Genomic DNA, 23,655 nt, shown 5'->3' on the forward strand with positions numbered 1-23,655 from the left:
AACGGGCAGTCATTGCGGTGACTGCCCGTTTTTTTTATGCCCGGATCAAGGCCTGGCGGGGCTGATGTCCGGCCCTTCGCCCTCGACTGTCGAGTCGGTTGGCGTGACAGGTTCCGGATCAGGTTCCGGCTCCGGTTCAGGAGCGACCGTATTCTGCATCTGCTCCTGCACTACCTGCTCGTCTACCCGTGGGTCAAGCGCAGCCACCAGCGGCGAACTGGACATGCTGTCCGGCATCGCCACGTGATGCAGCGGCGCATCGTCGACCTGATGCAGATTGGTCACGGCTTTCGGCCGGATCCGCCACACCAGCACCAGCGCGAAAAAGGTGAAGAACGCGTACAGGCTCTGCGGCCCGAACAGCTTCATCAGCACCCCGGCCGCCAGCGGCCCGACACTGGCACCCACGCCGTAGGTCACCAGCAACATCGCCGTCAGCGACACCCGGCGCTCGCCTTCGACATGGTCATTGGAGAACGCCACCGCCAACGGGTACAGGCAGAACTGCACCAGCGAGCAGAGGAAGCCGACCACGAACAGCACCTCCAGAGGCACCTGCGGCAGGATCGCCAGCGGTAATGCAGCGACTGCCAGAAACAGCGCAAAGCAGCGAATCAGCAAGGCCCGGTCATAACGATCCGACAACCAGCCCAACGGCCACTGCACCACCAGCCCGGCAAAAATGCAGCTACCCATGAACAGACCGACCTGTTCGGTCGACAACCCCTGCTGCGAGGCATACAGCGGCGCCAGACCGTAAAACGAACCAATGATCAGCCCGGCCCCGAGCACGGTGCTCAGCGACTGCGGCACACGCTTGATAAAGAAGCGCGGCTCCATCGGCGCCGGATGCAACGGCGCCGGGTGAATCCGCCGGGTCAGCGCCACCGGCACCAGACACAGGGCGAAGCACAGCGCGACCAGCATCAGCAGTTCCAGGCCAAGGCCCGGGTGCATGACCAGAATCAGCTGACCGAGCACCAACCCCAGATACGACGCGATCATGTAGCCGCTGAACACCAGACCGCGCTGATTGGCGTCAGCCTGCTCGTTCAGCCAGCTCTCGATGACCATGTATTGGCACATCATGCCGAGGCCAACGATGGTCCGCAGCACCAGCCAGGCCGGCAGCCAGTCCACCAGACCATGACCGAGCACCGCCGCGCCGACGATCCCGGCGCACGCCGAGTAGGCACGGATATGCCCGACCCGGGCAATCAAGCGGTGACCGATCTTGCCGCCCAGCACCAGACCGAAATAGTTGGCCGCCATCAGCGCACCGACCCACAACCCGTCGACATGGTCGGCCGCCAGACGCAACGCCAGATAAGTAGAAAGAAGGCCCGAGCCGATCAACATCATCAGCGAGGCGAAATACAGCGCTCGAAAGGATTTCCAGATTTGGCGCATCGGCGTTCCGAGCGGCTCCTTGCGGTAAGTATCGGGCTATCAAACGATAGCCCGACGGCGACATTTCGTCAGGCCTGGGCAGCTAGAACACGGCGTTCCCAGGGAGTGATTTCATCAAAGAAACTGGTCAACTCCATGGTCTTCGAAGCGACGTAGCCTTCGATGAACTCCGTGCCGAACAGTTCCTTGGCCAGTTGACTGCGCTTGAGACGTTCGAGCGCCGCGTGCAAGGTACACGGCAGCGAAAGATGGTCCGGGACATCGAACTCGCCCTGAATCGCTTCGCTTGGCTCAAGCTCATGCTCGATGCCGTACAAACCGGCGGCCAGACTCGCGGCAATCGCCAGATACGGATTGGCATCAGCGCCCGGCAAGCGATTCTCGACCCGGCGCGCGACCGGCGAACTGGCCGGAATACGCAGACCGGCGGCGCGGTTGTCGTGGGACCAGCAGGCGTTATTCGGCGATGCAAACGGATGGCACAGACGCTGGTACGAATTGACGTTCGGCGCAAACAGCGCGGTGAAATCAGCCATACCCGCCTGCTGCCCGCCGATGAAGTGGCGAAACATTGCGGTCGGCTGACCGTCCGCGTCGCTGAACACATTCTTGCCGCTGCCGATTTCGACGATGCTCTGGTGAATGTGCATCGAACTGCCCGGCGTGTGCGCCAATGGTTTGGCCATGCACACCACGGTCAGACCGTGCTTGAGCGCGACTTCCTTGAGCAGGTGCTTGAACAGGAAGGTCTGGTCGGCCAGCAGCAGCGGATCGCCGTGCAGCAGGTTGATCTCGAACTGGCTGACGCCCATTTCGTGCATGAAGGTATCGCGCGGCAGACCGAGGGCCGCCATGCATTTATAGACTTCACTGAAGAACGGTCGCAGGCCGTTGTTGGAGCTGACACTGAACGCCGAGTGGCCGTCCTCGCGACGACCGTCGCGGCCGACTGGCGGCTGGAACGGTTGGGTCGGGTCGGTGTTCGGTGCGAACACAAAGAATTCGAGTTCGGTCGCCACCACCGGCGCCAGACCAAGGGATGCGTAGCGGGCAATGACTTTCTTGAGCTGGCCACGGGTCGACAGGTTGGAGCTCTCGCCGGTCAGCTCGTCGGCATCACAGATGGCAAAGGCCCGTGGTTCGTCACTCCATGGCAACGGATGGATCTGCGCCGGATCAGCCACCAGCGCCAGGTCACCGTCATCGCTGCCATAGAATCTGGCGGCGGGATAACCACCCATGATGCATTGCAGCAGCACCCCCCGGGCCAACTGCAAACGCCGCCCTTCGAGGAAGCCCTCGGCGGTCATTACCTTGCCACGTGGCACGCCGTTCAAATCCGGCGTGACACATTCAATCTCATCAATGCCCGTCAATCGCTGCGCGAGTGAACGCTGGCCATCGGTTGTCATGACGCAATCCTTGTTATTGTGCGAGCCGCGAACGGCGACCCGGACAAAATAGGCTTCGGCTGTTCGGAATATCAAGCAGCAGCCAACAAAAAGAATTCCGGTCGATGAATCCGTGATTCAGGGCAGGTAAATACTGAACACGCCGCCGCCCAACGGGCCGCCATTACGGATCTCGGTCCGGCCACCCACACCGTTGCGCTGATGCAGCGCAGCGATGCGCCCGGCGAAGTACAGACCAAGGCCAGTGCTGCCACTGCTGTGGTTGATGCCCTGCACGTAATCGGACTGGCGCTCGAGCATTTCGGCCGGATAACCGTCGCCGTCGTCATTGATGCTCAGCACCAGTTGCCCGGCCTCGTCGCTGACGGTGATCAGCAGCGATTCACGGGCGTAGCGGATCGCGTTGTTGATGCAGTTGCCCAGCACTGAGGCGATCAGTTCGCGGTCGAAAAAACCCAGGGGACTGAGCGGATCGACTTCGTAAGTGGCGATGATTCCACGGCTGGCGAACACTTCCTGATGCGCCGCCAGTTGCGCCTCGATGAAATCGTCCAGCTCGTGATAGGCCGGCTGCAACGGCATCTGGTTGACCCCGAGCTTGTACAGTCCGAGCAACTGCACCAGCATGCCGTTGAGGTGAGCGAACTCGAAGTCGATCACGCCCTGCTCCGCCCCTTGGCGCTGCGCCTCGGGCAGACGCGCCAGCCATTGGCTATGGGCCTGCATCAGCATCGCCAGAGAGTTCTTCATGTCGTGCACGGTGGAGGCAATCACCGTGGAAAAATCCAGTGCCTGCTCGTCTTGGTTCATTCGCCAAACGCCTTGCTTTTCAGCTTCTGATAACGCGGATAACGCGCGTCGGTATCGGGCATCATGCCCACCAGTTTCAGGCAGGCCCGACATTCTTCCAGCTCCGCCGACGGCACACTGGTGTCGGTGCCGTGCAGCAGCGACTGGGCCATGTTCAGCGCAATACTGATGTTCTTCGGTTGCATCTTCAGCGCCTTGCGGAACACCTCGCGGGCCTCCACCAGGTTGCCGGTCTTGTACACGCGCACGCCCTGACGGTTGAGGTCGGCGGCCGCATTACTTGAGCTGAGAATAGTCGGGTCATCGGTGAGCTTGGCGATGTCTTTCATCACCGCCGGGTCATCGCCGTAGATCTCCGCGCAACTCTTGAGCATCGACGTGCCCGCCTCGGCCTGACCGAGCATCTGCAGTTGCTTGGCCACCAGCAACGCAGCCTCGGGGCTCATGAACTGCTCCATGCCGTCGAGGCGCATCAGCGCTTGTTCGGTGAGTTTTTCAGCGGTCTCGGCATCGTTGAGCAACAGGCTGGTGGCCTTCATCAGGCGCGCGCGAATTTGCAGGCCCGGATCGGTCGGGTTTTCCTTGGCCACTGCGCTGAGAGTGGTGTTGATCTCCAGACGCGTACGGGTATCGAGCCCGCGCTCGCTGCCCTTGCTGATCAGCGCGTGCGCCAGGCCCAAATTGCTTTCCGGATCCTTGAACCGCGATTGCGCGCCCTGATTCACCGCCTGGCGATAAGCCCGGGAGGCGGTGTCGAAATCTTCGTTGGCCATCGCCAGCTTGCCCAGCAACGCCTGACGACGCACCGCCAGCGGCGACAGACGAATCGCCTCCTCCAGCACTTGCTGCGCGCCTTTGGTATCACCCTCGGCGACCAGCACGTCGGCCATCCCGTCATACAGCGCCGGCATCATCGGAAAGACCTTCAGGGCTTTTTCGTAAACGCCCTTGGCCTGACTGACCTGCCCGCGCTTGAACAGCAACTTGCCCAACCCGGCAAAGGCCCACGGCAACGGCCGGTCGGCGATGATGCTGTCGTAAAGGCGCTCGAGCGCTTCGTTCTGGTTCATGTCGCGCAACGCATCAGCGCGATAGCGCAGGCACAGCGGCGAATAACGGATGTCCTGTTTGCACAGGGCAATACAGGCGTTGAGCACCTCGACCGGTTTGCCACGGTCGAGGGCTTGCAGAATCGGCTTGAGCAACGTCTTGCGCTGCTCCAGACGCTCCAGGCGCTGAGCCAGGCCAGAGCGGTTGAACGGCTTGGTCAGATACGCGTCGGGCTCGTGCTCCAGAGCACTGAGCACCATCGCCTGACTGGTTTCGGCCGTCACCATCACGAACACCGCTTCGTGGCTGATCAGCTTCTCCATCATCAGGTCTTCCAGCACCTGCTGACCGTTCTTCTTGCCGTCGCCGAGGTGGAAGTCCTGGAGGATGAAATCGTAGGACTTCTGCGCACACATTTTCAGCGCCTGCTCACCGGTGTCGGCGGTGTCCACATCCTTGACGCCCAACTCGCGCAACATCGAACGCACGGAACTGCGGAAATCCGAGAAATCATCGACGATCAGAAAACTCTTTTGGTGATACGACAGCATCGAGGATTTCCAGGCAATTGAAGAAGATGGTCCATTTCCAGGCGCGCAGATGATAGCTGCCGGCCAAATGCTATCAAGCGATTTCGCGCGACTCTGAAGTCACCGAACGGGTTATCGGCCGGATCAGCGGTTCTCTTGAAGCGAGGGTTCAAGATTCGTTGTGCAGAGGTCGACACATCGATTGGCAAAACTGAGGATGGCGCCGAGACATTCCATGACTTTTCCCAAGCAGCAAAAAGCCCCGCCAGATTACTCTGCTCGGGGCTTTTCAATAGATGGTGTCCCAGGGCAGGTTCGAACTGCCAACCTTCCCCTTAGGAGGGGGATGCTCTATCCAATTGAGCTACTGGGACACAGGGCTGTCGGTGCGACAGACGGCGTGCATGTTAACGGCCAGGCCCTGATTTGTCATGTCGTCCACAGGGCTTTTTAAGTGTAGGCAGGCGCCCTGCACGGGTGCCGGACGTTTTACCGTGCAATTTGCATCGGCGCAGAAAGCCATCATTGCAGATTGCAATGCAGCCCTTCCGAAAAACACTTATAAATGCTTGTTTTTAAAGGACTTAACAGCAGTTAGACTATTGGCACGACGGCTGCTTTACCGGTTCTTATACAAGAACAGTCGGAGACTCGTCTCATGAACAGCGCCCTCGTGTTCGCAAACGCAATCGCACTGGCCGTCCTGGTGGGCTTTCACTTCGTCCCCGAGGACAACGAGAAAGTGGCCGGGCGCATGCCGCATTACCTGCAAGTGCAGAAGGCGCCGCAATGGGCGGTGTTGAGCGATCAGAGCTTCGCCCCGCAAGCGGTCAGCGAGTCTGAACAGGCGTTGCCGGCGCATTCGACTGAACGTCTGGTTTTTTGAATATCTTCAGGAGTACAGCATGTCCAAGTCAGCTGCGGGGTTTCTGATCCTCGCCTTATTGAGTGGCCTCGGGCATTTTTCGCTCTTCGAGGAAACCGAAATATCCCTGCCCCTGATCGGTTGCGGCGTGTTTTCGGCACTGTTCGTACTGGCGCTGGTGGCCGGACGCAAAATCAAGTTTGATCCGGTATTACGCTAAACCTGACCAGCTCCAGCAAATGATTGACCGCGTCGGCCAGGTCGCCCGAGTTATCGATCTGGTGCACAGGGCTGTCGGTTGAACGCCTCTGCTTGAACAACGTGTTGCGGGCCAGCCGCGCATCAATCTGCTCACGCGTCTCCCGGCCACGCCGGAGCAGGCGCTCACGCAGGACATCATCTCGAACCGTCAGCAACACCGGCACCAGCGTCGGATAGCTTTGCTGCGCTTGCCGAAGGTTCGCCCGAGAGCCGTTCACCAGGACGTGTTTACCGGCTTTCAACCATTGATCCATTTCCACTGGAATCCCGTAGGCGAGAGCGTTGGCCTCCCACGCCAGCGAAAAATCGCCAGCGCGCTGACGTTGCTCGAACTCCTGCGGCGTCACGCCGATCGCATCCTCGCCAACGGATTCGGCCGAACGGGTGATCACTCGTCGCATGATTTCGCAGTTCAACGCCCGCAAGGGTTCACGCGCAGCCTCGATCAGACTGTCCTTGCCGGAACCGGAAGGCCCCATGAGGTAAATCAGCCTGCCATCCATCCTGAAAACGCCCTCCGACGGGCACTTGCCCCTAGTAAATCGGCCATTTGCCACTATCCTGTAAAAGGTAAGGAACAACGATTCAACCCGCATAGCATGCACGTTCTGCCTCCTTCGGGCATCAGTCGACATGCTTCAGGACGCGGTCAGCGATACGGGCCGAAGCTTTCTTTTCAAACCAGTCCGCATTTCTGATAATTGGTGCTGGCATTACGCCTTTACCCGGATCAATATTTGTCACAGAATTGACGCCAATGATCTGGCAATTTTGAGGCATGATGCGCGCCTCTTAACAATTCAGGTTGAACCATTTGGCGCGGATGCTTGTCCTACCACACATCCTGCGGCCAATCCCGAGAACCGCTCCCCTGAACTAACCGGTTAAATATATGCGCCCATTGAAACAGGCAATTTATTCCAGCCGTACGGCTGACAAGTTCGTCGTACGTCTGCCAGACGGAATGCGTGAACGCATTGCCGAGGTGGCTCGCAATCATCATCGCAGCATGAACTCCGAGATCATTGCGCGCCTTGAGCAGAGTCTTATTCAGGAAGGCGCACTGGGCGAAGAGCTGAGCATGCGCCTGGACAGCCCGGAGCTGTCGCTGCACGAACGCGAGTTGCTGCAACGCTTCCGCCAACTCTCCCATCGCCAGCAGAACGCGCTGGTTTCTCTGATCGCCCACGACGCCGAAATGGCCGCAGACGCATCCTGAGTCAAACCGAACATCTCAAGCCAGCATGAATGCTGGCTTTTTTTTGCCCGTAATTTGAGCTTTTCAGGGACGAAAAAAAGCCCGCCAATCGGCAGGCTGTTTCAATGCAGTCGGTCAGAGCAGGAAGATCGTCGCCAATCCCAGGAAGATGAAAAAACCACCACTGTCGGTCATGGCCGTAATCATCACGCTGGCGCCCATCGCCGGATCGCGGCCCATCTTCGCCAGCGTCATCGGGATCAACACCCCCATCAGCGCCGCCAGCAAAAGGTTCAACGTCATGGCAGCCGTCATCACCACACCCAATGACCAACTGCCGTACAGCATGTAGGCGACCACACCGATCACCCCACCCCAGACCAGGCCGTTGATCAACGCGACGGCCAGCTCTTTGCGCATCAGGCGTGAGGTGTTGCCGGTGCTGACCTGATCAAGCGCCATGGCACGAACAATCATGGTGATTGTCTGGTTGCCGGAGTTACCACCAATACCCGCTACGATCGGCATCAGCGCCGCCAGGGCCACCAGCTTTTCGATCGAACCTTCGAACAGGCCGATCACACGCGATGCGACGAACGCCGTGATCAGGTTGATCGCCAGCCACGCCCAACGGTTGCGCAAAGACTTCCAGACGGAGGCGAAGATGTCTTCCTCTTCACGCAGACCCGCCATGTTGAGGACTTCGCTTTCGCTCTCCTCACGAATCAGGTCGACCATTTCGTCGATGGTCAGACGGCCGATCAGCTTGCCGTTCTTATCGACCACCGGGGCCGAGATCAGGTCATAACGTTCGAACGCCTGAGCGGCGTCGTAGGCGTCTTCGTCCGGGTGAAAACTCACCGGGTCACTCGCCATGACTTCGGAAACCTGTTTCTCCGGGTCATTGACCAGCAAACGCTTGATCGGCAGCACGCCCTTGAGCACGCCGTCGTAGTCGACCACAAAGAGCTTGTCGGTATGGCCCGGCAGCTCTTTCAGTCGACGCAGGTAACGCAGCACCACTTCGAGACTGACATCCTCACGGATGGTCACCATCTCGAAGTCCATCAGCGCACCGACCTGCTCCTCGTCGTAGGAGAGAGCCGAACGCACACGCTCGCGTTGTTGCTGATCCAGAGTCTCCATCAGCTCATGGACGACGTCTCGCGGCAGCTCGGAGGCCAAGTCAGCAAGTTCGTCGGCATCCATGTCCTTGGCCGCAGCCAGGAGCTCGTGATCGTCCATGTCGGCGATCAGCGTTTCACGGACAGAATCGGATACTTCGAGAAGAATGTCGCCGTCGCGGTCGGCCTTGACCAGTTGCCAGAGCGTCAGACGATCGTCGAGCGGCAGGGCTTCAAGAATGTAGGCGACGTCGGCGGAGTGCAGATCATCGAGTTTGCGTTGCAGCTCGACGAGGTTTTGCCGGTGGACCAGGTTCTCGACCCGGTCATGATGCGGGCCTTCCTGGCGATGAGTCAGGTCTTCGACGACCCGCTGGCGCTGCAGCAGCTCGACGACCTGAGCCAGGCGATCCTGCAGGCTTTCCTGTGTTTTCTTTACTTCGATTTCGGACATAGGCGAACTCCACTCCCAGCAGCGGGGCACGCCGGAAGGATCAATCAGTCAATTCATGATTGGTGAAACGGGCTACTGAATAACTACTGGGTAAGTCCATGGAGGTTTTCCATAAGCCCCGGCGGGGCTGACGGGCGCAATGATACACCGCATGACGGTTTTAAACGTTAAAAAATCGTGTCTGAAACAAGCGCTTGCGAGACAAAGCTGAACGCTGTCCTGATCCTTCAGACTGCGACGACTCATTCTGAAAAGAAAACACACCGGCGGTGAAAAAACTGCCGGCTACGCTTGAAGAGGATCGTCACGGAGGACGCCGAATGCCATCGAAAACATCCCGACTCATGCTGACCACCCTGCTCTGCCTGCCCGCCATCGGGAGCGCAACCACACTTCATCGCTGCGAAGCTTCTGATGGTAGCGTCACATTCACGACGCTGAGCTGTGCGAACGATGAACACCTTTCATTGCAGGAAGTACGACCCTACTCGCCTGGTTCGACCGTGGCACTGATACCCGAAGCCCGTCACGAAGAAATATCGGGCATGAATATCAGAAAACGAGAAATGGCCGTCGTCGGGCGCACTCACGACAAATGTGGAGATCTGATCGACGCACGACAGAAACGCGAGGCGATCATCAATCAACGAATCATCGCCGGCATGAGCCAGCAGGACGTTGAGAGCGCTCTGGGCAAACCCGACAAGGTAAATATCCGCAATTCGGCAACAAGCTATCGTTACGACCTCAAGCGAGGGCGCAGTGCTCAAATCGATTTTGATGAAAAAGGATGCGTGACGGGAAAAGCCAAATCCCGGACAGCAAAAAGCCCGCGTTAAACGCGGGCTTTTCGATATATGGTGCACTCGACAGGATTCGAACCTGTGACCGCTCGGTTCGTAGCCGAGTACTCTATCCAGCTGAGCTACGAGTGCAATTTGTGTTTTTAGACCAGACCACAACTGGCTGTAACCAAGTCATCTGCATTGCTGCAACCGACTCTTAAATGGTGCACTCGACAGGATTCGAACCTGTGACCGCTCGGTTCGTAGCCGAGTACTCTATCCAGCTGAGCTACGAGTGCAATTTGTGTTTTTAGACCAGATCACAACTGGTTGAAGCCGAGTCATTTACATCGCTGCAACTAACTCTTAAATGGTGCACTCGACAGGATTCGAACCTGTGACCGCTCGGTTCGTAGCCGAGTACTCTATCCAGCTGAGCTACGAGTGCATTTGTTGCGCCGCATTATAGCCCGTCTAATCTCTATTCCAACCACTTTTTCTATAAATTTCAATAACTTACAGAAGAAGCCAGATTACAACGTACTAAGCAAATAATGGCGGAGAACGGGGGATTCGAACCCCCGACACCCTTTTGAGGTGTACTCCCTTAGCAGGGGAGCGCCTTCGGCCACTCGGCCAGCTCTCCGCAACACGGGGCGTATATTAACCACCTTCTTCCCCGTTTGCAAACATAAAAATCGATAAAAATTAATGGCTTGGTTCTTCGTCCTTCTCTTTCTTTATACGCAGATAGATTTCTTCACGGTGCACGGCCACCTCTTTCGGGGCATTGACGCCGATACGCACTTGATTTCCTTTAACGCCGAGCACGGTCACGGTGATTTCGCCATCACCGATAATCAGGCTTTCTGCGCACCGACGAGTCAGAATCAGCATACCTTTCTCCTCACGCGAATCATTTCAGGGACAACAGTCTGCAAAAAAAAGGCACCCGACCTACAACCGGAGCGATCGTAGCCCTACATGCCTGAGTATTGACCAGCGCGAGCAAAAGAACAGTTAAGGGCTCACGCCATTCAAAAAATAAAGGGCGCGGTCAGACCGCGCCCTTCAGACAACGCATCACTCGCCCTGACGGGCCGGAGCGTCGAGTTCGAAAGCCGTGTGCAGGGCGCGCACGGCCAGTTCCAGGTACTTCTCTTCGATCACCACGGAAACCTTGATTTCCGAGGTCGAGATCATCTGGATGTTGATGCTTTCCTTTGCCAGGGATTCGAACATGCGGCTGGCCACGCCTGCGTGGGAGCGCATGCCGACACCGACGATCGAGACCTTGGCAATCTTGGTGTCGCCAACCACTTCACGGGCACCGATCTCGCGAGCGGTGTTTTCCAGCACGGTCTGCGCGGACTGGTAGTCGTTGCGGTGTACGGTGAAGGTGAAGTCGGTGGTGTTATCGTGCGCGACGTTCTGCACGATCATGTCGACTTCGATGTTCGCGGCACTGATCGGGCCGAGAATCTTGAACGCCACGCCCGGGGTGTCTGGCACGCCACGGATGGTCAGCTTGGCTTCATCGCGGTTGAAAGCGATGCCGGAAATGATCGGCTGTTCCATGGTTTCCTCTTCATCAATAGTAATGAGGGTGCCCGGACCCTCCTTGAAGCTGTGCAGTACGCGCAGCGGAACGTTGTACTTGCCGGCGAACTCCACCGCGCGGATCTGCAACACCTTGGAACCGAGGCTGGCCATTTCCAGCATCTCTTCGAAGGTGATCTTGTCCAGACGCTGAGCAACGGACACCACGCGCGGGTCAGTGGTGTAGACACCATCGACGTCGGTGTAAATCTGGCACTCGTCAGCCTTCAGCGCAGCGGCCAGCGCCACGCCGGTGGTGTCGGAACCGCCACGACCCAGGGTCGTGATGTTGCCGTGTTCGTCGACGCCCTGGAAACCGGCGACCACAACCACGCGACCGGCCTTCAGGTCGCCGCGAATCTTCTGATCATCAATCTGCAAGATACGCGCTTTATTGTGCGCGCTGTCCGTCAGGATCCGCACCTGGTTGCCGGTGTAGGACACCGCCGGCACACCGCGCTTGATCAACGCCATGGCCAACAGGGCGATCGTCACCTGCTCACCGGTGGAAACGATCACGTCCAGTTCACGGGGAACCGGTTGATCTTCGCCACTGATTTGCTTGGCCAGATCGATCAGACGGTTGGTTTCGCCGCTCATTGCAGACAGCACAACCACCAGGTCATCGCCGGCATCGCGGAATTTCTTAACCTTGTCGGCGACCTGCTCGATTCTCTCGACAGTGCCGACCGAGGTGCCTCCAAATTTCTGTACGATCAAAGCCATTTCAAAGCCGCCTCTGCCCATGAAGGGCGCCCAATAATCACTCAAACAGCCGCCCGGCCCGCCACTAGACTGCGGGCCCGACGGGCCGTCTTATAAACCCTGCTCGACGAATGGAACGGTCAGCGCCAGAGCGCCATCCAGTGCGCCGGCGTCGACACCGCCGCCCTGCGCCATGTCCGGACGACCACCGCCCTTACCGCCCACTGCCGCAGCAGCCTGTTTCATCAAATCACCGGCTTTGAGTTGGCCAGTCAGGTCCTTGGTTACGCCTGCAACCAGTACGACCTTTTCCTCATGGACACTGCCGAGCAGGATCACTGCGCGGCCGAGTTTGTTTTTCAGCTGATCGACCAGCGCCAGCAGCGCCTTGCCGTCCTGACCATCCAGGCGCACGGCCAGCACTTTCACGCCCTTGACGTCCACGGCCGAGGCCGACAGATCGTCGCCTGCAGCGGCGGCGGCCTTGGCCTGCAACTGCTCGAGCTGCTTTTCAAGCGCGCGGTTGCGCTCCAGCACAGCCGACAGCTTGTCGATCAGGTTGTCGCGGCTGCCCTTGACCAGGCTGGCCGCTTCCTTGAGTTGTTCTTCAGCAGCGTTCAAGTAAGCCAGCGCCGCTGCGCCGGTGACGGCTTCGATACGACGCACGCCCGATGCCACACCACCTTCGCTGATGATTTTCAGCAGACCGATGTCGCCGGTACGGTTGGCGTGGATACCGCCGCACAGCTCGACGGAGAAATCACCGCCCATGCTCAGTACGCGCACGTTGTCGCCGTACTTCTCGCCGAACAGCGCCATCGCGCCTTTCTGCTTGGCGGTTTCGATGTCGGTTTCTTCGGTTTCAACGGCGGAGTTCTTGCGGATCTCGGCGTTGACGATGTCTTCCAGCGCCTTGATCTGCTCCGGCTTGATCGCTTCAAAGTGGCTGAAGTCGAAGCGCAGGCGCTGACTGTCGACCAACGAACCTTTCTGTTGAACGTGATCGCCCAGCACTTTGCGCAACGCGGCGTGCAGCAAGTGAGTGGCCGAGTGGTTCAGCGAAGTGGCGTGACGCACGTCGGCTTCGACGTGGGCTTCCACCGGTGCGCCAACGATCAGGCTGCCCGACGCCAGCACGCCGTGGTGCAGGAACGCGCCGCCGGTCTTGGTGGTGTCGCGCACGTCGAAACGGCTGTTGCCGGCCTGCAGATAACCGCAATCGCCAACCTGGCCGCCGGATTCGGCGTAGAAAGGCGTCTGGTTCAGAACCACAACGCCTTCCTGCCCTTCGCTCAAGACGTCTACGGACTGACCGTCTTTATAAAGGGCAACGACTTTCGCCGAACCGCTGGTGGCGTGATAACCGGTGAACTCAGTGTCCACGTCAACCTTGACCAGGCTGTTGTAGTCCAGGCCGAACGAGCTGGCGGAACGGGCACGGACGCGCTGGGCTTCCATTTCACGCTCGAAACCGGCTTCGTCGATGGTCAGGCTGCGCTCGCGGGCGATGTCCGCGGTCAGGTCCATCGGGAAACCGTAGGTGTCGTAGAGTTTGAACACCACGTCGCCCGGAACCACGTCGCCTTTGAGTTCGGCCAGATCCTGCTCGAGAATCTTCAGGCCCTGCTCCAGGGTCTTGGCGAATTGCTCTTCTTCGGCTTTCAGTACGCGCTCGATGTGCGCCTGTTGGGATTTCAGCTCAGGGAAGGCATCGCCCATCTCGGCCACGAGTGCGGCGACGATCTGGTAGAAGAAGCTGCCCTTGGCGCCCAGCTTGTTGCCGTGACGGCAAGCGCGACGAATGATCCGGCGCAGCACGTAGCCGCGACCTTCGTTGGACGGCAGCACGCCGTCGGCAATCAGGAAGCCGCAGGAACGGATGTGGTCAGCCACGACTTTCAGCGACGCCTGATTGTCGTTGCTGCAACCGATGGCCTTGGCCGAAGCGGCCAGCAGGCTCTGGAACAGGTCGATTTCATAGTTCGAGTGAACGTGCTGCAGCACGGCACTGATCCGCTCAAGGCCCATGCCGGTGTCCACCGACGGGGCTGGCAGCGGGTGCAACACGCCATCGGCGGTGCGGTTGAACTGCATGAACACGTTGTTCCAGATTTCGATGTAGCGGTCGCCGTCTTCTTCCGGCGAGCCCGGCGGGCCGCCCCAGATGTCGGCGCCGTGATCGTAGAAAATCTCGGTGCAAGGACCGCACGGGCCGGTATCGCCCATGGTCCAGAAGTTGTCGGACGCGTATGGCGCGCCTTTGTTGTCGCCGATGCGCACCATGCGCTCGGCCGGCACACCGACTTCCTTGGTCCAGATGTCGTAGGCCTCGTCATCGCTGGCGTAGACGGTGACCCACAGCTTTTCCTTCGGCAGGTTCAGCCACTTCTCGGAGGTCAGGAAGTTCCAGGCGTAGGTGATGGCATCACGCTTGAAGTAGTCGCCGAAGCTGAAGTTACCCAGCATTTCGAAGAAGGTGTGGTGACGGGCGGTGTAACCGACGTTTTCCAGGTCGTTGTGCTTGCCGCCGGCGCGCACGCATTTCTGGCTGGAGACGGCGCGGGTGTACGCGCGCTTTTCCTGGCCCAGGAAGCAGTCCTTGAACTGGTTCATCCCCGCGTTGGTGAACAGCAGGGTTGGGTCGTTGCCCGGAATCAAAGAGCTGGAGGCTACACGGGTGTGGCCTTGCTCTTCGAAGAAGCGAAGGAAGGCTTCACGGATTTCTGCGCTTTTCATTAGGTTCTTCCACGGAGGCTGCGGCCAAAGGCCTGTACGAAACGTCAACAGACGAAACGACGGCAAAGGGCCGCATTATATCGGCCCTGCGCGCGGGGTACAGCGTGTTTATACGATAGAAACGGTCAATTGGGTGGCTAACGCTGTCACTTGCGCGAAAACTCGACGAATGTCGCGACCACTTGCTCGATTTGCGCGCGGTTGACGTCCATGTGCGTGACCATTCGCAGCCGCGCGGCAGCGCTCAATTTGATCCCGCGCTCGGCAGCGAATGCCTTGATCGCATGGGCACGATCACCCATCTGCACGTAAACCATGTTGGTCTGCACCGGCTCGACACTGAAACCGGCCTCGCGCAAGCCTTCGGCCAGCAACTGCGCGTTGGCATGGTCATCCGCCAGACGCTCGACGTTGTGATCCAGCGCATACAGCCCCGCCGCCGCCAGCAATCCGGCCTGACGCATGCCGCCACCGACCATTTTGCGCAGGCGCCGGGCCTTTGCAATCAACGCCGACGAACCGCACAGCACCGAACCGACCGGCGCGCCGAGGCCTTTGGACAGGCACACCGAGACCGAATCGAAATACTGGGTGATTTCCCGGGCATCGACCCCGAGCTTGACCGCCGCGTTGTACAGCCGCGCGCCGTCCAGATGCAGCTGAAGGCCATGGCTCTGAGTGAACTGACGGGCACGGGCCAGATACTCCATCGGCAACACTTTGCCTTGCATGGTGTTTTCCAGCGCCAGCAGACGGGTGCGGGCAAAGTGGAAGTCGTCAGGCTTGATCGCCGCTGCCACCTGATCCAGGTCCAGCGAGCCATCGGCCTGCACTTCCAGCGGCTGCGGCTGGATCGAGCCGAGCACCGCCGCGCCGCCGCCCTCGTACTTATAGGTGTGCGCCTGTTGACCGACGATGTATTCGTCGCCGCGCTCGCAGTGCGCCATCAACCCCAGCAGGTTGCTCATGGTGCCGGTCGGGACGAACAGCGCCGCAGCAAAACCCAGCCGTTTTGCCAGTTCGGTCTCCAGACGATTGACCGTCGGATCTTCGCCATACACGTCGTCGCCGGTATCGGCGCGAGTCATCGCATCGAGCATGGCGGGAGTCGGTTGGGTGACGGTGTCGCTGCGAAGATCGATAACGCTCATGAACCTGGCCTCTGGTCAGCAGGGGAAATCCCTTTACGAAGACGAATTACTGCGGGCATGGCGCGGATTAATCAACCCTTGAGCAAGGAAAAGTCGTTTGTGTGCTTCGAAAAACTCGATGGCAATCATCACAAAGGCGCAATGCACTGCCCGGAAATCTGTGTTAAAAACGCTGCGCCGCCCGATAAAGGGCGGCGAAACGTTCTCAGGGCGGGGTGCAATTCCCCACCGGCGGTAATTGCGCGCAATGCGCATAGCCCGCGAGCGCTTGGTGACGTACACGGCAAATGCCGTGAGCGGCGGCAAGGTCAGCAGACCCGGTGTGATTCCGGGGCCGACGGTCACAGTCCGGATGAAGAGAGAACGGGATTGACGCCAAAGGGCCGTCCGCCGTGTTCGCGCGAGCGTGCGTACCCTTGAATCCCTTTCGATTCATAACGCCCTGTTTTTCACACAAACAGGAGTCAGAACATGCAACCCACCGCTATCGACAGCAAAAGCAAACACCCTCACGGCGAGCGCGTCGCGTTCATCCAGGCCTGCTGGCACAAGGAAATCGTCGACCAGAGCCGCAAGGGCTTCCTCGCCGAAATGATCGCTCAGGGATATCAGGAATCGGACATCGATTTCTTCGAAGTCGGCGGCGCCTTTGAAATGCCTCTGCACGCCAAGCTGCTGGCCAAGACCGGTCGTTATGCCGGTATCGTTGCCGCCGCCCTGGTGGTGGACGGCGGAATTTACCGTCACGAGTTCGTTGCCCAGTCGGTGGTCAGCGGCCTGATGCAGGTTCAGCTGGAAACCGAAGTGCCGGTGTTCTCGGTGTCGCTGACCCCGCACCACTTCCATGCCGGCGAAGAACACCAGAAATTCTTCTTCGAGCATTTCGTGCACAAGGGTCAGGAAGCGGCGAAGACCTGCGCCGATACGCTGCAGAAAGTGCGTGCGTTGCGCCGTACCGAGCCGCGCGCTGTAGCGGTCTAAGCATCATAAAAAAACTGCCATGATCGTTCCCACGCTCTGCGTGGGAATGCTGCCCGGGACGCTCCGCGTCCCTAAAGCGGACGCAGAGCGTCCATTAAGGCATTCCCACGCAGAGTGGGAACGATCAGTCATCTAGTAAGACGATCATCAGGCAAGATTTTCGTCAGTGGTCGGCACGATCAGGATGCCCGCCCGCAGGCCGTTCTTGACCTTGGGATTGGGGAAAATGATCCGCGCGCCCTGCTCTTCGATGATCCAGCGGGTATTGGCCAGGTCTTCGGCCAGCACATAACCCACATCCAGTTCCGAAAAGTTTTCGATGTCCGCCGGCAGGTTCAGGCGGAACGCATCGCTGTGCTTGATGATTTCCCGCGCCACGCTGAACAGTTGCAGACCGTCCAGGCCCTGCTCGGCCATCTCAGGCTCAGTGCCTTCGATGATCTGCTTCAGACGGGTTTCCAGCAGCGACACATTGACCCCGGCGTTCTGTCCGAACGGCCGCGCCTTGCCCAGCTCCAGCGTGAAGGACTCTGCACCCAGCTTGTCGTAGGTGTAGGAGCTGAACACGATCGACGGTTTGTTCTGCAACAGCACCGCTTCCATGCCGGCGGCGCGCAGGCGGGCCAGCTCGAGACGGGAATGCTGGCGACCTTCCTTCCACGGATACAAAGCGAACTGCTCGATCTTCGAACCACGAATCGCGGTGTGCAGGTCGTAGTGCAGACGCTGACGATCAGGAAGGCTGAAGAAACTTGCCGCCAGACGTTCCAGCTCGCAGGCGCGCAGGGCTTCGGAGCCGCTGCTTTGTTCGTGACGGCCGTTGAACAGTCGATTGACGTCCTGTTCGACGAAACGCTCGCCCTTGCGAATCGCTTCCGGGTTGCCGAACAGGAACAGAATGCGTGCGCGCGGCTTCAGGTCGCCGCGAGCGATGTCATGCAGCAGCCGGTCGAGCAATTCGATCGGTGCCGTTTCGTTGCCGTGGATGCCTGCCGACAGCAGCAGGTCCAGGCCATTGTCGCGCGCTTCGGGTGGCCGGACTTCCAGCGCACCCTCGCTCAACCAGCGCATGCGCACGCCTTCGACAGTCAGTTGAGTCTTCTCCGCCGGTTCACGGCCGGCGAGGGTCAGTTCAAGCAGTTTGCCGAGGGCGAGCATAGAGCGGTTTCCTTAGTGGTCGTGATTGCAATCCGGGCCGTGCACGTGGCCGTCATCGTCGCCGAGGTCAGCCGGTTCCATCTCCAGTTGCAGACTTACCAGATTAGTCGCCAATGGACGCAACAGCAGGTTGGCGTACTCTTCGTCGCCCTCTTCGACGTCCACGCCGATCAGCAGTTGGCCGCGGCCGTCCTGCTGGATCCACAGCTCTTTGCCTTGCCACATGACCGCGACGCGGGTGCAGGAAGTTTGCAATTGCGTGCCGTCAGTGTCTTCAAGGATCAGCTGCAGGGAATCGCTCATGTTTTACGCTCTCTTGGGGAGATGAAACCGTGCGCCGCGACGAGGCGGCGCACCGGTCATCAATTGATCTGGAATGGATAAACCGCGCCCAGTTTAAGGATTTGCGTCAGTTCATCCAGTGCCGTCCGGCATTCAAGCAGCAATTGCGGATCCGCCAGATCACTTTCGGTCAGGCGGTCGCGGTAGTGCTTTTCAACCCATGCGGTCAACGAACCGTACAACGGGGCGGTCATGATAACCCCTGGGTTGACGGCCGCCAGCTCGGTTTCGTTGAGCGCGACGCGCAGTCGCAGGCACGCCGGGCCACCACCGTTCTGCATGCTTTGCTTGAGGTCGAAGACTTTCACTTCGCGGATCAGGCCGCCGGAGCTGATCAGGCCTTGCAGGTAATTCCACACGCGCTCGTTGCCACGGCACTCTTCCGGCACGATCAACAGCATCGAACCGTCAGGACGCGACAGCAACTGGCTGTTGAACAGGTAGGAACGCACCGCATCGTCCACGGTGACCGCCGAACGCGGCACGCAGACCGACTGGAAGTTGCCGCCGACCTTGGCCAGTTTGGCTTGCAGTTCGGCCAGCATCTGATCGGTGTCGAGGAACGCGTCCTCGTGATAGAACAGCACCTCGCCGTTGCCCACCGCGATCACGTCGTTGTGGAACACGCCCTGATCGATCACCGCCGGGTTCTGCTGCGCGTAGACCACGCCGTCGTCACGCAGGCCGTGCAGACGGGCAACCGCTTGCGACGCTTCGAGGGTCTGGCGCGCCGGGTATTTCTGTGGTGCCGGGTAGCGGGTGTCGAACGCACTGCGACCGAACACGAAGAACTCGACACCGGCCTCGCCGTACTCACGGCAGAAACGCGTGTGGTTGGCTGCGCCTTCGTCGCCGAACTGCGCCACCGCCGGCAACGCGGCGTGGTGAGCGAAGTGTTGCTGGTTGGCGAACATCGCGCCCAGCACGCGACTGGTGGTCGGGTGCTCGATGCTGCGGTGGTATTTGCAGTTCAGGTTGGCGGCGGTGAAGTGCACGCGACCGTCAGCGGTGTCGGCGCTCGGGCTGACCGTAGCGGCGTTGGCCACCCACATGCTCGACGCCGAGCAACTGGCAACCAGCAGCGGCATCGCTTCTTTTGCAGCGCGCTCGATCACCTGAGCGTCGGTGCCGCTGAAACCCAGACGGCGCAAGGCAGCCACGTCCGGACGCTCCTGTGGTGCGAGGACGCCCTGCTGAAAGCCCATCTCCATCAGCGCTTTCATTTTTGCCAGACCTTGCAGCGCCGCTTCCTTCGGGTTCGAGGATTGCTGGCTGTTGCTCTGGGACGCAACGTTGCCGTAGGACAGACCACCGTAGTTATGGGTCGGCCCCACTAGACCGTCAAAATTGACTTCATAGGATTTCATCAGCGAGGCTCCACGAGAATCTGTTGTTATAGGCTTCAGTAACTATTCTTTGAGACCGCGACGCGGCCATCGCCGGCAAGCCAGCTCCCACAGGAATCTCATCGTCCTTGTGGGAGCTGGCGTGCCAGCGATGGGCATCACGCCATCTTCACGCCAGGCGTCAGGGCCGCCGGCAACACCAGGCTCGCGGTTTCGAGCGAGGCCACCGGGTACGCGCAGTAATCCGCCGCGTAGTAGGCGCTGGCGCGGTGGTTGCCCGAAGCGCCGACACCGCCGAACGGTGCGCTGCTGGCAGCACCGGTCAATTGCTTGTTCCAGTTGACGATCCCGGCACGGCTTTCCAGCCAGAACTGCTGGTAGCGCTCTTCGGAATCCGACAGCAGGCCGGCGGCCAGGCCAAACGCGGTGTTATTGGCTTCGGCAATCGCCGCCGCGAAGTCGGCGTAGCGGATCACCTGCAACAGCGGGCCGAACAGTTCTTCATCGGAGCGATCGGCAACCGCCGTCACATCAACGATGCCGGGGGTCAGCAGCGCCGACTGCGCCTGTGGCTGCGTCATTGCCAGCAGCGACACCGCGCCGTTGGCCAGCAGATGCGCCTGGGCATCCATCAACGATTTAGCCGCGCCGAGGGAAACCACCGAGCCCATGAACGGCGCCGGTTGCTGATCGAAAGCACCGACCTCGATGGTCGAGCTGACTTCCACCAGACGCTTTAGCAGGCTGTCGCCCCACGCGCCTTGCGGCACCAGCAGACGACGGGCGCAGGTGCAGCGCTGACCGGCGGAAATGAATGCCGACTGAATGATCGTGTAGACCGCCGCGTCGAGGTCGGCGACCTGATCGACCACCAGCGGGTTGTTGCCGCCCATTTCCAGCGCGAGGATCTTGTCCGGACGACCGGCGAACTGCTGGTGCAGGTGATTGCCGGTACGGCTCGAGCCGGTGAAAAACAGACCGTCGATGCCCGGGTTTGCCGCCAGTGCGATACCGGTTTCGCGGGCACCTTGCAGCAGGTTCAGCACGCCGGCCGGCAGACCGGCCTCGATCCAGCACTTGACCGTCAGTTCGGCGACTTTCGGGGTCAGCTCGCTGGGCTTGAACAGCACGCTGTTACCGGCCAGCAGCGCCGGCACGATATGGCCGTTCGGCAAGTGACCAGGGAAGTTGTAAGGGCCGAACACCGCGACCACGCCATGCGGCTTGTGGCGCAACACGGCGGTGGCGTCGCCCAACGGGCCGCTCTTCTCGCCGGTACGTTCGCGGTAGCTCTGCACCGAGATCGCGATCTTGTTGACCATGCTGGTGACTTCGGTCGCGGCTTCCCACAGCGGTTTGCCGGTTTCCTCACCGATGGTGCGGGCCAGTTCGTCGGCGTGTTTTTTCAGCGCGGCGGCGAACGCCTCGAGCACGCTGATGCGATCTTCCAGGGTACGACGGGCCCAGCCCGGGAACGCCTGACGCGCAGCCTGCACGGCCGACTCGACCTGAGCGGCGGTGGCGCCCTCCCCCGACCACAGCACTTGCTGGGTCACCGGGTTCAGCGATTGAAAGGCCTCGCCCTGACCGGCCAGCCACTCACCTGCGATGTATAGCGAATTCATTATTTCGACTCCCGTGCAGCGGACAACGCCACGGCGCGAACCTGATCGCCAGCGTTGAGTTGAAGACGTTTGGCGGTCAGCGGATCGACCACCAGCGTACCGGCGGCCAGACGGGCCGGCGCAGCCGTGATGCGGCAGTCTTCGCGTTTGCGGTTATGGATGATGAACGGCGTGGCATCGTCGCCCGGCGTGCCGATGGCCAGCACCAGCGCTTCGCTGTCACGCACCGCGCGGATCTTGCTGGTCTCGCACTCGATGGCCGGGCCGGCGTCGAAGATGTCGACGTAACCCTGATAGCTGAAGCCTTCGCTCTTGAGCATCGCCAGCGCAGGCTCGGTGTCCGGGTGAACCTGGCCGATGACATTGCGCGCGTCCGGCGACAGGAAGCAGGTGTACAGCGGGAATTTCGGCATCAGTTCAGCGATGAACGCCTTGTTGCCGACGCCGGTCAGGTAATCGGCCTGGCTGAATTCCATCTTGAAGAAGTGACGGCCCAGGCTTTCCCAGAACGGCGAACGGCCGGCGTCATCCGACACGCCGCGCATCTCGGCGATGATCTTGTTGCCGAACAATTCAGGGAATTCGGCGATGAACAGCATCCGCGCCTTGGACAGCATGCGGCCGTTGAGGCCGGTGCGGTAATCGGCATGCAGGAACAGCGAGCACAGCTCGGAGTTGCCGGTCAGATCGTTGGCCAGGAACAGCGTCGGGATCTCGCGATAGATGTTCAGTTCCTGCGAGGCGCTGACGGTCAGGCCGACGCGAAAGTTGTACCACGGCTCGCGCAGACCGACAGCGCCGGCGATGGCGGAAATACCCACCACGCGACCGTTGTCGTCTTCGAGCACGAACAGGTAGTCCGCGTCGCCACGACCGGCTTCACCGCGAAAGGTCTTCTCGGCCCAGCCGACCCGGTGAGTCAGGCGTTCTTCGTTGGCCGGCAAGGTGGTCAGGCCGGTGCCGGTGCTGCGGGCCAGGTCGATCAGAGCGGACAAATCGCTGCTGCGTACGGGGCGAACAATCATGCTATCTCCTCAAACGGGCCGCCGTGGCCACCCGTGAAACTCGCTAAGGCGTTAAACCGCCACCAGGCGCACGCTGGCACCTTCACCGACGCCCAGGGCTTCGGCCGCTTCCAGATCCAGGGTCACCGGTTTGCCCGGCGCGTAATCCAGTTCCAGCAGTACCGCGCGGTAATCCTGCAATTGGGCATTGGCTACCAGATACTGGCGCCCGGCACCTTTGACCGGCTCGCCGAGCTTCACCGGCACCACACGGCTCTGGGCGATCGAACGGATCCCCGAAACCCGCGCATGCAGGGTCGGGCCACCGTCGAAGATGTCGATGTAGTGATCGGTCTCGAAGCCTTCGCGCATCAGGATGTCGAAGGTGATCTGCGCACGCGGGTGCACCTGGCCCATCGCTTCCTGAGCGGAGTCCGGCAGTAACGGCACGTAGATCGGGTAATGCGGCATCAGTTCGGCGAGGAACGTGCGGCTTTTCAGGCCACACAGACGCTCGGCCTCGGCGTAGTTCAGGTCGAAGAAGTTACGACCGATGGCGTCCCAGAATGGCGAGTCGCCGTTCTCGTCGCTGTAACCGACGATCTCGGTCACCACCGAATCGGCGAAACGCTCCGGATGGCTGGCAACGAACAGCAGACGGCCGCGGGAGTTGAGTTCGGCCCACGGCGAACCCACCAGCTCGCGCTGCACATAGAAACTGGTCAGCAAGCTGTTGCCGGTCAGGTCGTGGCATTGCGAGAGCACGTGGATCTTGTTGTGGATCTTCAGCTCGCGGGAGGCGTGCACGAAGGTCTCGTTGCGAAAACTGTAGAACGGCTCGGAATAACCGGCCGACGCAACGATCGCCGAGCAGCCCACCAGCTTGCCGGTGGCGGTGTCTTCGAGGACAAAGAAATAACTCTCTTCGCCGTTGAAGCTCACTTCGGCGGCAAACGAGGCTTCGCTCGCGGCAATCTTGTCGCTCAGGCGTTCAACGTCATCCGGCAAGGAAGTGACACCAATCGGGCTGTCCGCAGCCAGACGCTGTACCTCGCCCAGATCAGCCATTTGCGCGGGGCGCATCACCAGCATGGTGTCACTCCTTTCTC

General features: G+C 60.1%; 21 protein-coding genes, 5 tRNA genes and 1 riboswitch. Of the genes, 5 read left to right on the plus strand and 21 right to left on the minus strand.

Annotated features, from left to right (window positions below; all coding sequences use genetic code 11):
• Positions 1-45: 45 nt before the first annotated feature.
• From I5961_RS21110 to I5961_RS21130, 5 genes are all read right to left on the minus strand, one after another.
• A complete protein-coding gene (locus I5961_RS21110; protein ID WP_085697069.1) occupies positions 46-1,410 on the minus strand; it encodes an MFS transporter in 1,365 nt (454 codons plus the stop codon).
• A gap of 68 nt (positions 1,411-1,478) precedes the next feature.
• Positions 1,479-2,720, minus strand: coding sequence for a glutamine synthetase family protein (locus I5961_RS21115; RefSeq protein WP_227235626.1), 1,242 nt, complete (start codon positions 2,718-2,720; stop codon positions 1,479-1,481).
• 219 nt (positions 2,721-2,939) lie between these two features.
• Complete coding sequence (locus tag I5961_RS21120) at positions 2,940-3,632, minus strand: sensor histidine kinase (protein ID WP_007960318.1); 693 nt, start codon at positions 3,630-3,632, stop codon at positions 2,940-2,942.
• Positions 3,629-5,233, minus strand: a complete 1,605-nt coding sequence (locus I5961_RS21125; RefSeq protein ID WP_085697072.1) for a tetratricopeptide repeat-containing response regulator — start codon at positions 5,231-5,233, stop codon at positions 3,629-3,631. Before I5961_RS21125 ends, I5961_RS21120 begins: the two co-directional genes overlap by 4 nt.
• Before the next feature lie 276 nt (positions 5,234-5,509).
• Positions 5,510-5,586, minus strand: a tRNA-Arg gene (locus I5961_RS21130).
• Positions 5,587-5,870: 284 nt separating this feature from the next.
• Here I5961_RS21130 and I5961_RS21135 point away from each other — a divergent pair.
• Together I5961_RS21135 and I5961_RS21140 are read left to right on the plus strand one after the other, a co-directional pair.
• Positions 5,871-6,098 carry a hypothetical protein gene (locus I5961_RS21135; protein WP_085701582.1) on the plus strand — a complete coding sequence of 76 codons (228 nt, stop codon included), beginning with the start codon at positions 5,871-5,873 and terminating at the stop codon, positions 6,096-6,098.
• Between the two features lie 19 nt (positions 6,099-6,117).
• On the plus strand, positions 6,118-6,297 hold the full coding sequence (locus tag I5961_RS21140) for a PA3371 family protein (RefSeq protein ID WP_007960291.1): 180 nt from the start codon (positions 6,118-6,120) through the stop codon (positions 6,295-6,297).
• Here I5961_RS21140 and phnN read toward each other — a convergent pair.
• The gene (gene phnN / locus I5961_RS21145; protein ID WP_227235627.1) at positions 6,272-6,841 is read right to left on the minus strand and encodes a phosphonate metabolism protein/1,5-bisphosphokinase (PRPP-forming) PhnN; all 570 of its coding nucleotides are present in this window, start codon (positions 6,839-6,841) and stop codon (positions 6,272-6,274) included. The genes I5961_RS21140 and phnN overlap by 26 nt on opposite strands.
• A 389-nt stretch (positions 6,842-7,230) precedes the next feature.
• Here phnN and I5961_RS21150 point away from each other — a divergent pair, with 389 nt between their 5' ends.
• Positions 7,231-7,557, plus strand: coding sequence for an Arc family DNA-binding protein (locus I5961_RS21150; protein WP_003178899.1), 327 nt, complete (start codon positions 7,231-7,233; stop codon positions 7,555-7,557).
• Between the two features lie 114 nt (positions 7,558-7,671).
• Here the strand turns inward: I5961_RS21150 and mgtE are convergent, their stop codons facing one another.
• Positions 7,672-9,114 carry a magnesium transporter gene (gene mgtE, locus I5961_RS21155; protein ID WP_011335525.1) on the minus strand — a complete coding sequence of 481 codons (1,443 nt, stop codon included), beginning with the start codon at positions 9,112-9,114 and terminating at the stop codon, positions 7,672-7,674.
• A gap of 320 nt (positions 9,115-9,434) precedes the next feature.
• Between mgtE and I5961_RS21160 the strand changes: the two genes are divergently transcribed.
• Complete coding sequence (locus tag I5961_RS21160; RefSeq protein ID WP_085697075.1) at positions 9,435-9,953, plus strand: cell envelope protein SmpA; 519 nt, start codon at positions 9,435-9,437, stop codon at positions 9,951-9,953.
• Positions 9,954-9,972: 19 nt separating this feature from the next.
• Here the strand turns inward: I5961_RS21160 and I5961_RS21165 are convergent.
• The 8 genes from I5961_RS21165 to ltaE form a co-directional block, all read right to left on the minus strand.
• Positions 9,973-10,049, minus strand: a tRNA-Arg gene (locus I5961_RS21165).
• A 72-nt stretch (positions 10,050-10,121) separates the two neighbouring features.
• Positions 10,122-10,198: transfer RNA gene (locus I5961_RS21170), tRNA-Arg, on the minus strand.
• A gap of 72 nt (positions 10,199-10,270) precedes the next feature.
• Positions 10,271-10,347, minus strand: a tRNA-Arg gene (locus tag I5961_RS21175).
• Between the two features lie 107 nt (positions 10,348-10,454).
• Positions 10,455-10,545 (minus strand) — tRNA-Ser (locus I5961_RS21180).
• A gap of 62 nt (positions 10,546-10,607) precedes the next feature.
• On the minus strand, positions 10,608-10,796 hold the full coding sequence (gene csrA, locus I5961_RS21185; protein WP_002554426.1) for a carbon storage regulator CsrA: 189 nt from the start codon (positions 10,794-10,796) through the stop codon (positions 10,608-10,610).
• Between the two features lie 186 nt (positions 10,797-10,982).
• The gene (locus I5961_RS21190; RefSeq protein ID WP_007951048.1) at positions 10,983-12,224 is read right to left on the minus strand and encodes an aspartate kinase; all 1,242 of its coding nucleotides are present in this window, start codon (positions 12,222-12,224) and stop codon (positions 10,983-10,985) included.
• A gap of 90 nt (positions 12,225-12,314) precedes the next feature.
• On the minus strand, positions 12,315-14,939 hold the full coding sequence (gene alaS, locus I5961_RS21195; RefSeq protein ID WP_227233249.1) for an alanine--tRNA ligase: 2,625 nt from the start codon (positions 14,937-14,939) through the stop codon (positions 12,315-12,317).
• A 146-nt stretch (positions 14,940-15,085) separates the two neighbouring features.
• Positions 15,086-16,090 (minus strand): low-specificity L-threonine aldolase, encoded by a 1,005-nt coding sequence (gene ltaE / locus I5961_RS21200; protein ID WP_085701586.1) that lies wholly within the window; start codon positions 16,088-16,090, stop codon positions 15,086-15,088.
• A 197-nt stretch (positions 16,091-16,287) separates the two neighbouring features.
• Positions 16,288-16,459: riboswitch (FMN riboswitch) on the plus strand.
• 102 nt (positions 16,460-16,561) lie between these two features.
• Here ltaE and I5961_RS21205 point away from each other — a divergent pair.
• The gene (locus I5961_RS21205) at positions 16,562-17,071 is read left to right on the plus strand and encodes a 6,7-dimethyl-8-ribityllumazine synthase (RefSeq protein WP_039772077.1); all 510 of its coding nucleotides are present in this window, start codon (positions 16,562-16,564) and stop codon (positions 17,069-17,071) included.
• Positions 17,072-17,218: 147 nt separating this feature from the next.
• Here the strand turns inward: I5961_RS21205 and astE are convergent, their stop codons facing one another.
• The 6 genes from astE to aruF all read right to left on the minus strand — a co-directional run bounded on the left by astE (position 17,219) and on the right by aruF (position 23,638).
• Complete coding sequence (gene astE / locus I5961_RS21210; protein ID WP_007951052.1) at positions 17,219-18,229, minus strand: succinylglutamate desuccinylase; 1,011 nt, start codon at positions 18,227-18,229, stop codon at positions 17,219-17,221.
• A gap of 12 nt (positions 18,230-18,241) precedes the next feature.
• Positions 18,242-18,532 carry a hypothetical protein gene (locus tag I5961_RS21215; protein WP_011335531.1) on the minus strand — a complete coding sequence of 97 codons (291 nt, stop codon included), beginning with the start codon at positions 18,530-18,532 and terminating at the stop codon, positions 18,242-18,244.
• 59 nt (positions 18,533-18,591) lie between these two features.
• Complete coding sequence (gene astB / locus I5961_RS21220; protein WP_085701588.1) at positions 18,592-19,938, minus strand: N-succinylarginine dihydrolase; 1,347 nt, start codon at positions 19,936-19,938, stop codon at positions 18,592-18,594.
• A gap of 137 nt (positions 19,939-20,075) precedes the next feature.
• Positions 20,076-21,545, minus strand: coding sequence for a succinylglutamate-semialdehyde dehydrogenase (astD, locus tag I5961_RS21225; RefSeq protein ID WP_227235628.1), 1,470 nt, complete (start codon positions 21,543-21,545; stop codon positions 20,076-20,078).
• Positions 21,542-22,567 (minus strand): arginine N-succinyltransferase, encoded by a 1,026-nt coding sequence (astA, locus tag I5961_RS21230; protein ID WP_011335534.1) that lies wholly within the window; start codon positions 22,565-22,567, stop codon positions 21,542-21,544. The genes astD and astA overlap by 4 nt, the downstream gene beginning before the upstream one ends.
• A gap of 51 nt (positions 22,568-22,618) precedes the next feature.
• A complete protein-coding gene (aruF, locus tag I5961_RS21235) occupies positions 22,619-23,638 on the minus strand; it encodes an arginine/ornithine succinyltransferase subunit alpha (RefSeq protein ID WP_064598807.1) in 1,020 nt (339 codons plus the stop codon).
• Positions 23,639-23,655: the final 17 nt, after the last annotated feature.

This window comes from Pseudomonas sp. IAC-BECa141 (assembly GCF_020544405.1).
Taxonomy (GTDB): domain Bacteria; phylum Pseudomonadota; class Gammaproteobacteria; order Pseudomonadales; family Pseudomonadaceae; genus Aquipseudomonas.

Coding starts and splice junctions, on each gene's coding strand:
- I5961_RS21110 (WP_085697069.1), bottom strand. CDS start 1,410: ATGCGCCAAATCTGGAAATCCTTTCGAGCGCTGTATTTCGCCTCGCTG.
- I5961_RS21115 (WP_227235626.1), bottom strand. CDS start 2,720: ATGACCGCCGAGGGCTTCCTCGAAGGGCGGCGTTTGCAGTTGGCCCGG.
- I5961_RS21120 (WP_007960318.1), bottom strand. CDS start 3,632: ATGAACCAAGACGAGCAGGCACTGGATTTTTCCACGGTGATTGCCTCC.
- I5961_RS21125 (WP_085697072.1), bottom strand. CDS start 5,233: ATGCTGTCGTATCACCAAAAGAGTTTTCTGATCGTCGATGATTTCTCG.
- I5961_RS21135 (WP_085701582.1), top strand. CDS start 5,871: ATGAACAGCGCCCTCGTGTTCGCAAACGCAATCGCACTGGCCGTCCTG.
- I5961_RS21140 (WP_007960291.1), top strand. CDS start 6,118: ATGTCCAAGTCAGCTGCGGGGTTTCTGATCCTCGCCTTATTGAGTGGC.
- phnN (WP_227235627.1), bottom strand. CDS start 6,841: ATGGATGGCAGGCTGATTTACCTCATGGGGCCTTCCGGTTCCGGCAAG.
- I5961_RS21150 (WP_003178899.1), top strand. CDS start 7,231: ATGCGCCCATTGAAACAGGCAATTTATTCCAGCCGTACGGCTGACAAG.
- mgtE (WP_011335525.1), bottom strand. CDS start 9,114: ATGTCCGAAATCGAAGTAAAGAAAACACAGGAAAGCCTGCAGGATCGC.
- I5961_RS21160 (WP_085697075.1), top strand. CDS start 9,435: ATGCCATCGAAAACATCCCGACTCATGCTGACCACCCTGCTCTGCCTG.
- csrA (WP_002554426.1), bottom strand. CDS start 10,796: ATGCTGATTCTGACTCGTCGGTGCGCAGAAAGCCTGATTATCGGTGAT.
- I5961_RS21190 (WP_007951048.1), bottom strand. CDS start 12,224: ATGGCTTTGATCGTACAGAAATTTGGAGGCACCTCGGTCGGCACTGTC.
- alaS (WP_227233249.1), bottom strand. CDS start 14,939: ATGAAAAGCGCAGAAATCCGTGAAGCCTTCCTTCGCTTCTTCGAAGAG.
- ltaE (WP_085701586.1), bottom strand. CDS start 16,090: ATGAGCGTTATCGATCTTCGCAGCGACACCGTCACCCAACCGACTCCC.
- I5961_RS21205 (WP_039772077.1), top strand. CDS start 16,562: ATGCAACCCACCGCTATCGACAGCAAAAGCAAACACCCTCACGGCGAG.
- astE (WP_007951052.1), bottom strand. CDS start 18,229: ATGCTCGCCCTCGGCAAACTGCTTGAACTGACCCTCGCCGGCCGTGAA.
- I5961_RS21215 (WP_011335531.1), bottom strand. CDS start 18,532: ATGAGCGATTCCCTGCAGCTGATCCTTGAAGACACTGACGGCACGCAA.
- astB (WP_085701588.1), bottom strand. CDS start 19,938: ATGAAATCCTATGAAGTCAATTTTGACGGTCTAGTGGGGCCGACCCAT.
- astA (WP_011335534.1), bottom strand. CDS start 22,567: ATGATTGTTCGCCCCGTACGCAGCAGCGATTTGTCCGCTCTGATCGAC.
- aruF (WP_064598807.1), bottom strand. CDS start 23,638: ATGCTGGTGATGCGCCCCGCGCAAATGGCTGATCTGGGCGAGGTACAG.